The organism is Microbacterium sp. GXF7504 (genome assembly GCF_054798235.1).
In genome coordinates this window covers 77255-90223 of record NZ_JBSJZI010000001.1, presented here as the reverse complement: position 1 = coordinate 90223, position 12969 = coordinate 77255, and the positions used below count along the sequence as shown (strand labels likewise).

12 protein-coding genes and 1 tRNA gene are annotated in these 12969 nt (G+C 71.6%); 8 read left to right on the top strand and 5 right to left on the bottom strand.

Features of this window, described 5'->3' with window-relative positions; translation table 11 throughout:
- Positions 1-42 precede the first annotated feature (42 nt).
- The gene (locus tag ACWAUO_RS00440) at positions 43-642 is read left to right on the top strand and encodes a TetR/AcrR family transcriptional regulator (protein ID WP_460772153.1); all 600 of its coding nucleotides are present in this window, start codon (positions 43-45) and stop codon (positions 640-642) included.
- A 44-nt stretch (positions 643-686) separates the two neighbouring features.
- Here the strand turns inward: ACWAUO_RS00440 and ACWAUO_RS00435 are convergent, their stop codons facing one another.
- Together ACWAUO_RS00435 and ACWAUO_RS00430 are read right to left on the bottom strand one after the other, a co-directional pair.
- The gene (locus tag ACWAUO_RS00435) at positions 687-1919 is read right to left on the bottom strand and encodes an MFS transporter (RefSeq protein ID WP_460772151.1); all 1233 of its coding nucleotides are present in this window, start codon (positions 1917-1919) and stop codon (positions 687-689) included.
- Positions 1916-2479, bottom strand: coding sequence for an ArsR/SmtB family transcription factor (locus ACWAUO_RS00430; protein ID WP_460772150.1), 564 nt, complete (start codon positions 2477-2479; stop codon positions 1916-1918). The genes ACWAUO_RS00435 and ACWAUO_RS00430 overlap by 4 nt, the downstream gene beginning before the upstream one ends.
- 304 nt (positions 2480-2783) lie before the next feature.
- Between ACWAUO_RS00430 and ACWAUO_RS00425 the strand changes: the two genes are divergently transcribed.
- The 4 genes from ACWAUO_RS00425 to ACWAUO_RS00410 all read left to right on the top strand — a co-directional run bounded on the left by ACWAUO_RS00425 (position 2784) and on the right by ACWAUO_RS00410 (position 7573).
- Positions 2784-3629, top strand: a complete 846-nt coding sequence (locus ACWAUO_RS00425; RefSeq protein ID WP_460772148.1) for an endonuclease domain-containing protein — start codon at positions 2784-2786, stop codon at positions 3627-3629.
- Positions 3630-3855: 226 nt separating this feature from the next.
- A complete protein-coding gene (gene poxB / locus ACWAUO_RS00420) occupies positions 3856-5589 on the top strand; it encodes a ubiquinone-dependent pyruvate dehydrogenase (RefSeq protein WP_460772147.1) in 1734 nt (577 codons plus the stop codon).
- Positions 5590-5600: 11 nt separating this feature from the next.
- Positions 5601-6371, top strand: a complete 771-nt coding sequence (locus tag ACWAUO_RS00415; protein ID WP_460772146.1) for a hypothetical protein — start codon at positions 5601-5603, stop codon at positions 6369-6371.
- Positions 6368-7573: an MFS transporter gene (locus tag ACWAUO_RS00410; protein WP_460772144.1), complete on the top strand. Its 1206-nt coding sequence runs from the start codon at positions 6368-6370 to the stop codon at positions 7571-7573. The genes ACWAUO_RS00415 and ACWAUO_RS00410 overlap by 4 nt, the downstream gene beginning before the upstream one ends.
- A gap of 14 nt (positions 7574-7587) precedes the next feature.
- On the opposite strand, the gene ACWAUO_RS00405 is transcribed toward ACWAUO_RS00410, so the two are convergent.
- A tRNA-Arg gene (locus ACWAUO_RS00405) sits at positions 7588-7661 on the bottom strand.
- Between the two features lie 108 nt (positions 7662-7769).
- On the opposite strand from ACWAUO_RS00405, the gene ACWAUO_RS00400 reads away from it, so the two are divergent.
- Positions 7770-8744 carry a G5 domain-containing protein gene (locus ACWAUO_RS00400; RefSeq protein WP_460772143.1) on the top strand — a complete coding sequence of 325 codons (975 nt, stop codon included), beginning with the start codon at positions 7770-7772 and terminating at the stop codon, positions 8742-8744.
- Positions 8745-8795: 51 nt separating this feature from the next.
- Here ACWAUO_RS00400 and ACWAUO_RS00395 read toward each other — a convergent pair whose 3' ends face one another.
- The gene (locus tag ACWAUO_RS00395) at positions 8796-11042 is read right to left on the bottom strand and encodes an ABC transporter permease (RefSeq protein WP_460772141.1); all 2247 of its coding nucleotides are present in this window, start codon (positions 11040-11042) and stop codon (positions 8796-8798) included.
- Between the two features lie 133 nt (positions 11043-11175).
- Here ACWAUO_RS00395 and ACWAUO_RS00390 point away from each other — a divergent pair, with 133 nt between their 5' ends.
- Positions 11176-11826, top strand: coding sequence for a TetR/AcrR family transcriptional regulator (locus ACWAUO_RS00390; RefSeq protein ID WP_460772140.1), 651 nt, complete (start codon positions 11176-11178; stop codon positions 11824-11826).
- A 98-nt stretch (positions 11827-11924) separates the two neighbouring features.
- Here ACWAUO_RS00390 and ACWAUO_RS00385 read toward each other — a convergent pair whose 3' ends face one another.
- Positions 11925-12503 carry a dihydrofolate reductase family protein gene (locus tag ACWAUO_RS00385; RefSeq protein WP_460772138.1) on the bottom strand — a complete coding sequence of 193 codons (579 nt, stop codon included), beginning with the start codon at positions 12501-12503 and terminating at the stop codon, positions 11925-11927.
- 65 nt (positions 12504-12568) lie between these two features.
- Here ACWAUO_RS00385 and ACWAUO_RS00380 point away from each other — a divergent pair, with 65 nt between their 5' ends.
- On the top strand, positions 12569-12961 hold the full coding sequence (locus ACWAUO_RS00380; RefSeq protein ID WP_460772137.1) for an ester cyclase: 393 nt from the start codon (positions 12569-12571) through the stop codon (positions 12959-12961).
- Positions 12962-12969: the final 8 nt, after the last annotated feature.

Here is a 12969-nt window from a genome sequence, read left to right as displayed (position 1 = left end):
TCATCGCCACCTCCTGAAGCCCTGCCGCGTAGGGTCGGACGGGTGGACAGCGAGCGGCGGCGGCGCCTGACGCCCGAGGAGCGGCGGGCGCAACTGCTCGCGCTCGGCGTCGGCTTCCTCGCCGAACGGCCCCTCGACGACCTCACCATCGAGGAGCTCTCCGCCCGCGCCGGGGTCTCCCGCGGACTCGTCTTCCACTACTTCGGGTCTCGGCAGGGGCTGCACCGCGCAGTCGTGACGGCGGCCGGGGCGAGCATGCTCGCAGCATCCACGCCGCGGCCCGACCTCGCGCCGCGCGAGCGGCTCGCCGACACGCTCGAGCGGATCGTCGCCTTCGTGCGCGAGCACCGCGGCACGTTCTACTCGCTCGTGCGCGGCGTCGCCAGCGGCGACCCGGTCGTGCGCACGATCGTCGACGGCACCCGCGACGAGCACGCTGACCGCATCATCACGGTCTTCCTCGAACTCGGGGTCGCCGACACCCCGTTGCTGCGGGTGTCGCTGCGCGCATGGATCGCGTTCGCCGAAGAGGTGCTCATCGAACTCGCGCTCGGCACCGAGGCGGATGCTTCGGAGATCGTGGCGTTCCTGGCCCGCAGCGCGCAGGGCGTGGTGGATGCCGCGTCCCGCGGACGCGGCTGACGGCGCGGTCGTCGCAGCATCCGCCCGGCGCGGTCGCAGCGCGGTCAGTCCGACGGTCGCCGCTCCATGAGGCGCCACGGTCCGCCGCGGAGCGGCGTGAGCGTGGCGGCGAGGTAGATCACGGCGGCCACGACGAAGGTGGTCGTCAGCCCCCATGCCTCGGCCGCGAGCCCGCCGAGGGCGGCGCCCAGCGGCATCCCGGCCCACGCCCCGGCCGTGATGAGCCCGAGCACGCGCGCACGCATGGGACCCGGGATGCGCTCGAGCTCGACCGCACCGATGATCGGGTTGATCGCGCCGGCCGCGAAGCCCGCCACCAGCGAGACGACCACGAGCCAGAACGTGTCGAACCCGAGTGCCGGCGCGCACAACGAGACGCCGGCCAGGCTGAAGCAGATCACGAACGGGATGCGGCGGGGGAGCCGGTGGGCGATGAGACCGAACAGGACGGTCCCCGCCAATGCGCCGCCGCCGAAGGCCGCGACGATGAAGCCGAGGGATGCCGCGCCGTCGAGTCGCTCGGCCGCGTACAGCGGCATGAGGGTCGCCGAGCGTGCGGCGTCGAGTGCGTTCGTGACGAGCACGAGCAGGACGAGACTGCGCAGCAGCGGGTCGGTGACGACGAATCGGAGTCCTTCGCGCAGGTCGGCGATGTACCCCGACCGGGCCGGCGTGGGGGCAGGGCCTGTGCCCGGCGGGCGGACGAGCGCAGCGGTGAGGAACGCGGCGACCGCGAACAGTCCGACCGTCGCGAACAGCGCTGGGAAGGGACCGATCGTCGCGACGAGCAGGGCGGCGAGCGGCGCGCCGAGCAGCGAGGACGCCCTGGTGGCGCCGTCGAGGAACCCGACGGAGCGTTCGAGCGGGATACCCGCCTCGAGGGAGAGGCCCGGCACCATGATCCGCCGCGCGGTCTCGCCCGGGGCGTCGAGCAGGCCGCTGAGGAACACGAGGGCGACCAGGAGCGGGAAGGACGAGAGCCCGAGCATCGCGGTGATCGGGATGAGGGCGATCGTCGCGCCGCTGATGAGGTCGGCGGCGACGGAGGACCGCAGGGCGCCGATGCGGTCGACGAGCACGCCGCCGAAGGGCCCGCCGATGACGATCGGTGCGGTGGCCGCGGCCGCCGCGATCCCGACCTGCACGGCGTCGCCGCCCTGCGCGAGCACCGTGAAGGGGACGGCGAAGACCGTTACGACGTTGCCGGTGCGCGACAGCGCGTGGCTCACGACGAGGGCGGTGAGCGATCCGGCGGCCCGGCGGGTCGTGACGGTCATGGTGCCGAGCGGTAGGCCTGCAGCACGACGGTGACCTGTGCCGCATCCGGGGTCGCCGTGTCGCTCACCGCCTGCCACTTCGCGGCCACGGCGAGGAGGTCCTCCCGGAGTCCCTGCAGCTGTTCGGCGGTGAGGTGCAGCAGTCGGTCGGTGGACATCCCAGCCCGCACCCAGTCCTCGCCGAGCTCTGGCGTCCCGGCGAGGTAGGCGTCGAAGCGGCGGGCGTACTCCTGCATGACGGCGCGGGAGAAGTCGCGCGAGGCGGCGAGCGAGTCGGGGTCGCGGGCGAGCTCCGCATCGTCCCACACGGTCGCGGAATGGGTGGCCGACCACCACCGCTGCCGCCGGTCGCCCGGGCGCTCCTCCTCGTGGATGTACCCGGCCTCGGCGAGCTTGGACAGGTGGTAGCTGAGGGTGCCCGGGGCCTCGTCGACGTGCGCGCCCAGCATGGACGCCGTCTGCGGCCCGTGCTCGCGCAGCAGTCCGAGGAGCCGCACCCGCGTGGGGTGCACCAGCACGCGCAGGTGGGCGGCGTCACTGCGGGGAGGGTGTTCGCTCATGCGTTCAGCCTAGGTGCACAAGAACTGTTGTGCAATACTTCTTGTGGAATGTGCGTTTCCGCGCGGACCTGCGGCTCCCCGCACGCCGTGCGGCCCCCGCGCGCTCTGGCCCGCATCCAGATCAGGTGTTTCGGCGGCAGCAGGCTGTTCTGTGCCGTGAACCACCTGCATCCGCCGAATCACCTGATCCGGTGCGGCGGATGCGGGTGGCATCCGTTCCTCCCCAGCGTGCGGGGTCCTCGGGGTCATGCACCGGCGGCCGGAGCGCGGTACGCGCGGCGGCGCAGCGGGCGAGCATCGGGGGATGCGGACGGTCGCCGAATTCGGACAATGGCTCGCGCAGCGCTCGGGGGTCGCGCACAGTTCCGACGCCCGCGCCGAGGGATGGCCGGCGGGGGTCATGGCCGCGGCGGTCGGTGCTGGGGTGTGCATCCGCGTGCGACGGTCGTGGTTGGTCGCGCCCGAGTGCGACCCGCGGCGGGCCGCCGCCGTGACGGTCGGCGGCCGGGTGACCTGCGCGAGCGCCGCGGCGATGTTCGGCCTGTGGACCCCGGCGCACGACGGCGTGCACGTGGCGGTGCCGGGCAACGCCGGGCGCCTGGACGCCGACGGGCTCGTGCTCCATTGGGGTTCCGGGCCGGCGCCCGTCGCGCGCAACGGCGTGGACGACCATCTCGTGAACGTCCTGTTCCACACCGCGCGGTGCCTCGGGCGGCGGGAGGCACTGCCCATCTGGGAATCGGCGCTCCGGAAAGGCCTCGTGGAACGCGCGCACCTGCAACGGATCGCGTGGCGCAATGCCGAAGCCCGTGAACTCGCGCGAGCGGCGTCCCTCCTCTCGGACGCGGGCGGCGAGACCGTATTCGTGCACGGGATGCGGGCGGAGGGGATCGCCGTGCGTCAGCAGGTCTGGGTCGACGGCCACCGCGTCGACGGGCTCATCGGCGACCGCCTCGTCATCCAGGTCGACGGCTTCGCCCATCATTCGTCGGCTGCGGATCGGCGGCGCGACATCCACGCGGACGCGCGGCTCGCCCTCCTCGGGTACACGGTGCTGCGCTTCGACTACCAGCAGATCCTGTTCGACTGGCCGCAGGTGCGCGACACGGTGGTGCACGCCATGGCACAGGGACTCCACCGCATCCGCTGAACTCATCGGGCACGGCCGGGGCGCCGAAACAGGTGATTCGGCGAAATCAGGAGACTCGCGGCCCGAAACCACCTGCACTCGCCGAATCACCTGATCCGGGCGGCGGCAGGAGGGTGGGCTCGGCGGATGCGGCGGGCCTCGGTAGCGCGCCGGGACGGCGGATGCGGGAGGGCGGATGCGGCGCAACCCCCGCCCGCGGGGGCTCGCCCGCGCCTAGCCTGCCCTCATGGCTCAGAAGATCGCGGACCTGCTCATCGACACCCTGGCCAACGCGGGCATCACCCGGATGTGGGGGCTCCCGGGCGACTCGCTCAACGCCGTCACCGACGCCCTGCGGCAGGACGGCCGCATCCGCTGGCTGCACATGCGGCACGAGGAGGGTGCGGCGTTCGCGGCCGGCGCGGAGGCGGAGATCACGGGCGAACTCGCCGTCGTCGCCGGCAGCTGCGGCCCCGGCAACCTGCACTTCATCAACGGCCTCTACGACGCGCAGCGCTCCCGCGTGCCGGTGCTGGCGATCGCGTCGCACATCCCGTCGTCGGAGATCGGCAGCGGGTACTTCCAGGAGACGCATCCGGTGGAGCTGTTCCGCGAGTGCAGCGTCTACTGCGAGATGATCGGCGAGGCCTCGCAGGCACCGTGGGTCATCGAGACGGCCATGCGCACGGCGGTCGAGCAGCGCGGCGTCGCGGTGGTGGTTGTGCCGGGTGAGATCTTCTTCCAGGACGCGCCGTCGCGCCGGAGCTCCGCACCCATCCGGGCGAGCAGACCGCGCATCGTGCCGGCCGAGCACGAGCTCGAGGCCGCGGCCGACCTCCTGAACGGGGCGAAGAAGGTGACGATCCTCGCGGGCGCGGGGGTCGCCGGTGCCCACGCCGAGGTGCTCGCACTCGCCGAACGGCTGCAGGCGCCGATCGTGCACGCGTTCCGCGGCAAGGAGCACATCGAGTACGACAACCCCTATGACGTCGGGATGACGGGGCTCCTCGGCTTCGCGTCGGGCTACCGGGCCATGGAGAAGTGCGACACCCTCCTCATGCTCGGCACCGACTTCCCGTACCGGCAGTTCTACCCGGAGAAGGCGAAGATCGTGCAGGTCGACGTGCGCGGCGAGCAGCTCGGTCGCCGCACGCCGATCGACGTGGGCCTCGTCGGCGACGTGGGGGAGACCGCATCCGCCCTGCTCCCGCTCCTGCGCACCGACCGTGACGACAAGCACCTGCGCGACGCCCTGAAGCACTACGCGAAGACCCGCCGCGACCTCGACGGCCTCGCGGACGACGACGGCCGCACCCCCGTGCACCCGCAGTACGTCGCGCGCCTGATCGACGAGCACGCGGCGAAGGATGCGGTCTTCACCGCCGACGTCGGCACGCCCGTCATCTGGGCCGCCCGCTATCTGACCATGACGAGGCAGCGGCGGCTCCTCGGATCGTTCACCCACGGGTCGATGGCGAACGCGCTGCCCCAGGCGCTGGGCGCGCAGGCGGTCGACCGCGACCGGCAGGTGGTGGCGCTCGCCGGCGACGGCGGGCTGGCGATGCTGCTCGGCGAACTCATCTCGATCCGACAGAACGACCTGCCGGTGAAGATCGTCGTGTTCAACAACTCCGCGCTCGGGTTCATCGAGGTCGAGATGAAGGCCGCCGGCATCGTGAACTTCGGCACCGACCTCGTCAACCCCGACTTCGCGGCCGTCGCGACGGCGATGGGCCTCACCGGCATCCGGGTGGAGAACAGCGCCGACCTCGAACCGGCGCTGCAGCGGGCGTTCGCCGATCCTGGTCCGGTGCTCGTCGACGTCGTCGTCGCGCGTGACGAGATGGCGATCCCGCCGACGATCACCGCCGCGCAGGCGAAGGGGTTCAGCCTGTGGGCGCTGCGCACCGTGCTCTCGGGGCGCGGCGACGAGCTGCTCGACCTCGCCGACACGAACGTGTGGCGCCGCATCTTCAGCTGAGCGGGCCGCGCATGAGTCTGCAACGGCTGCACCCCCGCATCCCGTCGGCGGAGCAGGTGCCGGTCTTTCCGAACGGCAGGAACCCACGGATGCTGGGGTGGGTCGTGATCGGGGTCGCGCTGCTGCCCGCGGCCCTCGCGGTCTTCGACGACAGGCTCGGATTCCGGTTCGTGATGGCGGCGCTCGCCGTCACGGTCGTCAGCGCCGGGGTGGCGCTACTGGTCATGTTCGGCGTCATCGAACCCCGGGTGGTGCGGGTGGACACGGACGCCCGCAGCCTCCGGTTCGTGCCGCCCGCCGCGGCGGTGTGGCCGATATCGGCGATCGCCGTGGCGCTGCTGCTTCCCGCCGTCGCGCAGCTGGTGGTCGACACGCAGGGGCTCCCCACCATGGCCGGGGGTGTCCTCCTGACCCGTGCGCCCTACCTGCTCGGGGTGCTCGGCCTGGCGATCCTCACGGTGCAGCTGTGGCGCCGCCGCATCCCGGCCGGTCTGGAGCTGACTCCGGAGCGGCTGCGCGGCATCCGGGGTCACCTCGACCTCGGCTGGGACGAGCTCGCCCAGGTGAGTGTCGTCGCCGGGCGCGCCGCCAAGCTCTCCCTCGTGCCGCGAGGCGGGAAGGGCCGCCCCGTGCTCGCACCGACGCTCGCGCTCGGATCGGACCCGAACCAGGTCGCCGCGATCGTGCGGTACTACCTCGAGCGTCCGGCGGAGCGGGCGGCGCTCGCCGAGGGAGGGGTCGCGGCGGTGCGCCGGGTGGAAGCCGCTAGCGTAGCCGGGTGACGTTCGAGGGGCACCGGCCGGGCGACCGGGCGTACCGTCGGCTCATCGCGGGCCTCTTCTTCGCCGGCGTCGCGACGTTCGCGCAGCTGTACTCGCCGCAGGCCGTGCTGCCGTTTCTCGCCGCCGACTTCGGCATCCCGCCGGCGACCGCCGCGCTCGCCGTCTCGGCCGCCACCCTGGGGCTGGCGCTGGCGGTGATCCCGTGGTCGATCGCCGCGGACCGGTTCGGCCGTCGCGCGACGATGGGCGCGGGCGTCGCGGTCGCCACCGTCCTCGGGCTCGTCGCCCCGTTCACGCCGACGATCGAGCTGTTCTTCGCGGCGCGCTTCGCGGAGGGTGTCGCGCTCGGCGCGGTGCCCGCGATCGCGCTCGCCTACCTCAACGAGGAGGTGCACGCGGGGCACGCGGCGCGGGCGGCCGGGAGCTACATCGCCGGCACGACGGTCGGCGGTCTCGCCGGCCGGCTCATCGCCGGGCCGTTCGCGGAGTGGGGGAACTGGGAGATCGGGGTCTTCGCGGCCGCCGTGGTCTGCGCGGTCTGCGCGGCCCTGTTCCTGTGGCTGTCGCCGTCCGCCCGGCGGTTCACGCCGCAGTCGGTGCGTCCCGCGGCGCTCACCCGCCGCCTCCTCGCCGTCGTGCGGACGCCCGCGCAGCTCGCGCTCTCCGCGCAGGCATTCCTGCTCATGGGCGGGTTCGTCGCGGTCTACAACTACCTCGGGTTCGCACTCGCCGGGCCGCCGCTGTACCTGCCGCTGTGGCTCGTGAGCCTCCTCTTCCTCGCCTACCTCGGTGGCACGGTCGCCTCGCCCCGGGCGGGCGCGCTGGCCGTCCGCCACGGCCGGCTGCCGGTGCTCCTCGGGTCGACGGTCGTCATGGTGGCCGGGCTCCTGCTCACCCTCGTCCCGGTGCTGGCGGTCATCCTCGTCGGACTCGTGGTGTTCACCGCGGGGTTCTTCGGCGCGCACGCCGTCGCGTCGGGGTGGACGCCCGCATCCGCCCCGGCCGGCACGTCCGCGCAGGCGTCGTCGGTCTACTACCTCGCCTACTACGCCGGCTCGAGCGCGCTCGGGTGGGCGCTCGGCTTCGCGTTCGCGGGGCTCGGCTGGGGCGGGGTGGTCGCCTTCGTCGCCGCAGGGTGTGTGCTGGCCGCGGTGATCGCGGTGGCGGGACTGCGACGGGCGCCGGATGCGGCGCGCTCCTGATCCCAGGGGTTCGGTGCCCCCGACAGGATTCGAACCTGCGACCTGCCCTTTAGGAGAGGGCCGCTCTATCCTGCTGAGCTACGAGGGCGTCCCCCAAGGATAGCCGTCGCCGCCGGGCGCGTCTGCGGCTGGAGGGGTGGATCCCGCCGGGTGCGTGCCGTATGGTCGGGCCACTGGGGGATTCTGGGGGGAATCGATGTCTGCGCAGCAGCCTGGCTGGTATCCGGATCCGATCGCACCGACGCGGTACCGCTGGTGGGACGGGAACGCGTGGGGCGACGATGTCGCCGTCGACGGCGAGATCCGGACCGTGCCGCTGGTCCCACTCAGCGGTCCGACCGCGTCACCCGGACCTGCGAGGCGGATCCCGATCTGGGCCTGGATCGTGGTCGGTGTGATCGCACTGGTGCCGATCCTGCTCCTGTCGCCGATCATCGCGGTCGCGGCGATCGTCGTGCTCATCACCGGGACCATTGCGCTCACGACCGGTCGACGAACGTGGCTCCGCTTCCGATCGCGGAAGGCCGCCGGCATCTTCACCGCCGCTGCGGCCGTCCTGCTTCTGCTCACAGGGCCGATCAGCGTGGGGTCGCTCGGTGGCGGCACAACCGGGCAGTTGGCGGCGAATCCGGTCGGGACGCCGACCGGCGAGCCGAGTGCGAGCACAGCGGAGCCGTCAGCCTCACCGTCCCCGAAGCGGACGGCCACGCCGACGCCGACCCCGGTGGAGAGTACGCGGGAAGAGACGGTGGTCGAGGAGATCGCGTTCACCGAAAGCTGGGTCGACGACGGTGGTCTGCCGTCCGGCCAGACGCAGGTGCGGACGTACGGCCAGAACGGCGAGAAGACGTTGACCTACACCGTGCATCTCGTCGACGGCCAGGAAGTCGGCCGTGAACTCACATCCGAGGTAGTGACCCGGGAACCGGTCACGCAAGTCGTGGCGAACGGCACGTACGTGGCGCCGGCACCCGCGCCTGCGCCCGCGCAGCCCGCGTCGGGGTGTGACCCGAACTATGCCGGAGCGTGCGTCCCGATCGACTCGGACGTGGACTGCGCCGGCGGGAGCGGCGACGGTCCGTCCTATTTCTCCGGTGTCGCCCAGGTGGTCGGACGTGATGTCTACGGTCTCGATCGCGACAAGGACGGCTGGGCCTGCGAGACCGACTGACGACGGGCGGGCGATTCGGTCGTCCCGCGCCCGCACCATCGACCGCGTGCGTCAGCGGCCGGCGCCGACCAGTTCGCGCTCGTCGCGAGCCGCTCCGTCCGCCGAGGCCGAAGCATCCTCGGGGTCCGCAGCCACCTCCGCAGCAGCGCTGACGTCGGCATCCGGTGTCGTGTGCAGGTCGCCGAAGTCGTGCTCGGTGCGTACGGGCTTGATCGCGTCGATGAGGATCACCAGCGCGAGCGACACGAGCCCCCACAGGCCCAGCACCTGCAGGTGGTCCCACACGGTGTCACCGTCGAAGTACAGGATCGAGCGGACCGTCTCGACCGCTGCGGGCATCGGCAGGAAATCGTGCAGGGTGCGGAACCAGTCCGGGGCCATGTAGATCGAGAACGGGCCGTTCGCCGACGGGACGCCGAGGAACATGAGGATGCCGACCGCGGGGATGACCGCCAGCATCCCGAGCAACCGCTCGAACACCATCGCGAACATGGCGACGCAGAAGATGGTCACCGCACCGGCGCCCCAGAGCGCGCCGAAATGCCCGTCGACGGAGCCGGTGATCGGGTCGGCGATCAGCCAGATGACGGTGGACATGAACGCGGCATAGACGGCGGTGAGCGGCAGCATCGTCTTGAGCGGGCGCGTGGCGGGTGCCGCGTTCGCGCCGACGATCACGACCATGAACCCGGCGAGCACCCACCCCATGGCGACGTACATCGTGACGATGCCCTGGCTGTCGCTGTCCGGGAGGGGGTGGAGGTCGTCGACCTCGAACGGGATCTGCTGCGCCGTGGCGACCTGGGTGAACACCCGCGTCGCGACCTGGTAGGCGCTCGGGCTGCCGGCCTGGTTGCCGACCAGTGTGAACGCGGGATTCTGCTGCGAAGGCAGCACGAGCGCGGCGACGAGCGCGCGGTCCTCGACGAGTGCCTCGACCTCGTCGATGTCTTCGGCTCCGTATGTGGAGAACACGAACATGTCGTCGAGGTTCTCCTCGAGCGCTGCGGCGGTCTGCTCCGCCTGCTCCGCCGTCGCCCCGACGACCGCGACCGGCATGTCACGCGGCGTCGGCTGGTGCATGGCGCCGAGCAGGCAGCTCAGCATCATGGTCACCATCGCGAGCGGGAAGAACACCAGTGAGACGTACCGCCACATGTCGTTCTTCGGCCGCGGACCGCCGTGAAGGGACGGGATGTTGACATCCATGGCGACGCCCTCGGGGTACTTGTGCCCGCGGAGCTTGTCGTAGAGCGCGGTCGCGAGGAGCCCGGCGACCGCGCCGATCGCGAGCACCAACAGGTGCCGCGTCACGCCGATGCCGTCGAAGTAGAGCACCGACCGCATCGCCTCGCCGATCGCGGGCATCGGCAGGATCTCGTGCAGGAACCGGTAGAACGACGGCATCGTGTACACCGACATGCTCATGTTGGACGCGGGCATGCCGAGCACCATCAGCAGCCCCATCCCGACGATCACGCCGAGCGGGCCGATGAGCCTGGTGATGAACAGCTGGACACACGAGATCGCGAACACGCCGAGCCACGCGACCGCGGCGACGGCAAGGTAGTGCTCACTCGAGACGACGCCCATGATCGGACCGGTCACGACCCAGACGAGGGCGGCGATCAGCGCCGCCCACCCCGCGATGAGCGGCACGATGCGGCGGAACTTCAGCAGCTCGGGCGAGTTCGAGCGCAGCACGCTGAACGGCAGATATCCGGCCATGACCAGCGCGGTCGCGAGGAACACCGCCGCGAGACCGGAAGGGTCGTAGTCCGGCAGGGGCACCAGGTCCTCGGCGCTGACCGAGTACCCGTCGTCGAGGAGCGCGGGGGTCACCAGGCCGCTCACCAGCGTCGCCTGCGTGAGGCCGGCCGCCGATGCCGTGTACAGCACGGCGGTGTCGCCCTCGAGCACGACGGCCGCCACCACGTCGCGGTCCACGACCTGCTGCTTCGCGTCGTACGCGCTGTCCGCCGTCGTCACCTCCAGCGCGTCGGGCTCCGCGTCGGCGAGTGCGTCCGCGGTGGTCGCCGCATCCGGGCCGGCGACCGCGACCGGCATGTGGTTCGCGGTCGGGGAGTGCATGGTCGCGAGGTAGCCGGTGATCATCATGCCGACGATGATGAGCGGCATCACGAACACGGCGACCGTCCGGCCGATCTTCTCCGCCTTGGCGCGCTTCGCGGCCTTCGCGGCGACGTCGTCGAGGTCGGGCGACGGCGTGGATGCCGCGTCGGCCTCGGGGCGGTCGTTGCGCGTCGCCCGACGGGTCGGAGGTGGGGTCGTGCTCACGGGTGCGCTCCTGATCGATGGCTGGGCGGCCGATCACCGTCGATCGGGGTTGGCTACAATTTAAGTCACGTGACTTAGATGAGCGAAATCACGACGGTCATGTCACAGTGAATCCACAACAAACGGAGACGGCATGGGCAAGCAGAGCGATCGGGTGCGCGAAGCGCTCATGGATGCTGCCGAGGAACTCTTCGCGCGCCACGGCATCGATGCCGTGTCCAATCGTGGGATCGCCGAGCAGGCCGGCTCCGCGAACCATTCGGCGGTCGCGTACCACTTCGGCGGGCGCCCCGAGCTGCTGCAGGCGCTCGTCACCCGCTACGCTGAGCCGCTCACCGCACGACGCCGACAGCTCCTGGACGAGCTGGATGGCACCCCGACGCTGCACGACGTCGTGCGCTGCAGGTTGCTGCCGCTGGTCGAGTTGATGGACTCGCTCCCGCGGCCGAGCTGGCGCGCGCAGTTCCTCAATCAGGTCCGCTCCACGCCATCGGTGGTGTCGGTGCTGACAGACAGCGTCGCAGGCTCGCTCGGAGCGGAGGATTTCGCGTCCCCGGAACTCGAGGGCATCTCACGCAGCGTCATCCGGGGTCGATCCTGGATCCTGGGCCACATGGTGTTGGGGGTCTTCGCGGAGTACGAGGTGCAACGCAACGCCGGCACCGCGAGCGGCAGCTGGAGCGGCGTCGGCTCGTTCCTCATCGATGCCGTCGTCGGGATGCTGGCGGCACCGGTGACGGAGTCCGCAGGGCGGTTCGAGGCATCCGCTCCGCCGCTCGTGTGAGCCTTAACCGGGGCGCCACGACGACCGAGAGGACTGCGCACGACGCCCAGGGTGTAGCGACGCCGCCATCCCCAAGCCGCGTCGACGCTCGATGACGCTCACCCGCGCACCGCGTAGCGACCCAGCACGACCCCGCCCTCGTAGACCGCGGACTCCAGGAGCTCCAGGTCGAGCGGATGGTGGTCGCCGTCGAACAGCGGGCGTCCCTCGCCGAGGATCGCCGGATGCGTGAACAGCAACAGCTCGTCGAGCAGGCCGGCATGCAGCAGCGCGGTCGCGACCGTCGCCCCGCCGACGCCGATGTCACCGTCGGTCTCGTCCCGGATGCGGCGGAGTTCCGGCACCGCATCGTCCGCGGTCACCACCCGCGTGTTGTGGCCTGCTTCGGTGCGGCTGCGGGAGACGAGCACCTTCGGCTTGGTCGTCCAGATCTCCCCGTACTCGCGGATGTACGCCGGATACGACGGGTTCTCCCGGGCCGCCGGCCAGAACGACTCCATGATCTCGTACACCGTCCGGCCCTGGACCATGAGGGTCAGCGCCGCCGCGCGCGCGTTGAACTCGCGGTGGAGCGACTCGCCGATCCGCATCCACGAGCCGCCGCCGTCCTCGCCGGCGGTCTGCTCGATGCGCAGGTCGACCGAGACGTTCATCCAGTACACGAACCGACCGGTCATGGCCTCAGTGTCGACCCGGCGCCCGCACGCGACAACCCCCACCATCGGCGACGGATAATCGGTGCATGGAGCCGTGGGAACTGCACGAGTGGTACGCGGACTTCCTCGACGCAGCCAACCGGCACGACCTCGCAGACCTCGCGTCGTTCATCGCTCCCGACGTGCGCCGCGCCCACCTGCCCGCGGGCGCGGACGCCTGGCTCGACGACCTCGCCATGCTCTTCACCGGCTTCCCGGACTGGAAGTGGCGCCGCATCCACCTCGTCGCCGAGGACGACCGCATCGCGGTGCACCTGCGGGGGAGCGGCACCCACGCCGGCCCCTACCTCGGCGTCGCGCCCACCCGCCGCCACGTGAACGTCGCCGAATTCGCCCTGTACCGCGTCGCCGGTGGTCGGATCGTCGAGGCGACGGGCCTCGTCGACGGGCACGCCCTCCGGGCTCAGCTCGGGCTGTGACGGGGGCC

Coding starts and splice junctions, on each gene's coding strand:
- ACWAUO_RS00435 (WP_460772151.1), bottom strand. CDS start 1,919: ATGACCGTCACGACCCGCCGGGCCGCCGGATCGCTCACCGCCCTCGTC.
- ACWAUO_RS00430 (WP_460772150.1), bottom strand. CDS start 2,479: ATGAGCGAACACCCTCCCCGCAGTGACGCCGCCCACCTGCGCGTGCTG.
- ACWAUO_RS00425 (WP_460772148.1), top strand. CDS start 2,784: ATGCGGACGGTCGCCGAATTCGGACAATGGCTCGCGCAGCGCTCGGGG.
- poxB (WP_460772147.1), top strand. CDS start 3,856: ATGGCTCAGAAGATCGCGGACCTGCTCATCGACACCCTGGCCAACGCG.
- ACWAUO_RS00415 (WP_460772146.1), top strand. CDS start 5,601: ATGAGTCTGCAACGGCTGCACCCCCGCATCCCGTCGGCGGAGCAGGTG.
- ACWAUO_RS00400 (WP_460772143.1), top strand. CDS start 7,770: ATGTCTGCGCAGCAGCCTGGCTGGTATCCGGATCCGATCGCACCGACG.
- ACWAUO_RS00390 (WP_460772140.1), top strand. CDS start 11,176: ATGGGCAAGCAGAGCGATCGGGTGCGCGAAGCGCTCATGGATGCTGCC.
- ACWAUO_RS00385 (WP_460772138.1), bottom strand. CDS start 12,503: ATGACCGGTCGGTTCGTGTACTGGATGAACGTCTCGGTCGACCTGCGC.
- ACWAUO_RS00380 (WP_460772137.1), top strand. CDS start 12,569: ATGGAGCCGTGGGAACTGCACGAGTGGTACGCGGACTTCCTCGACGCA.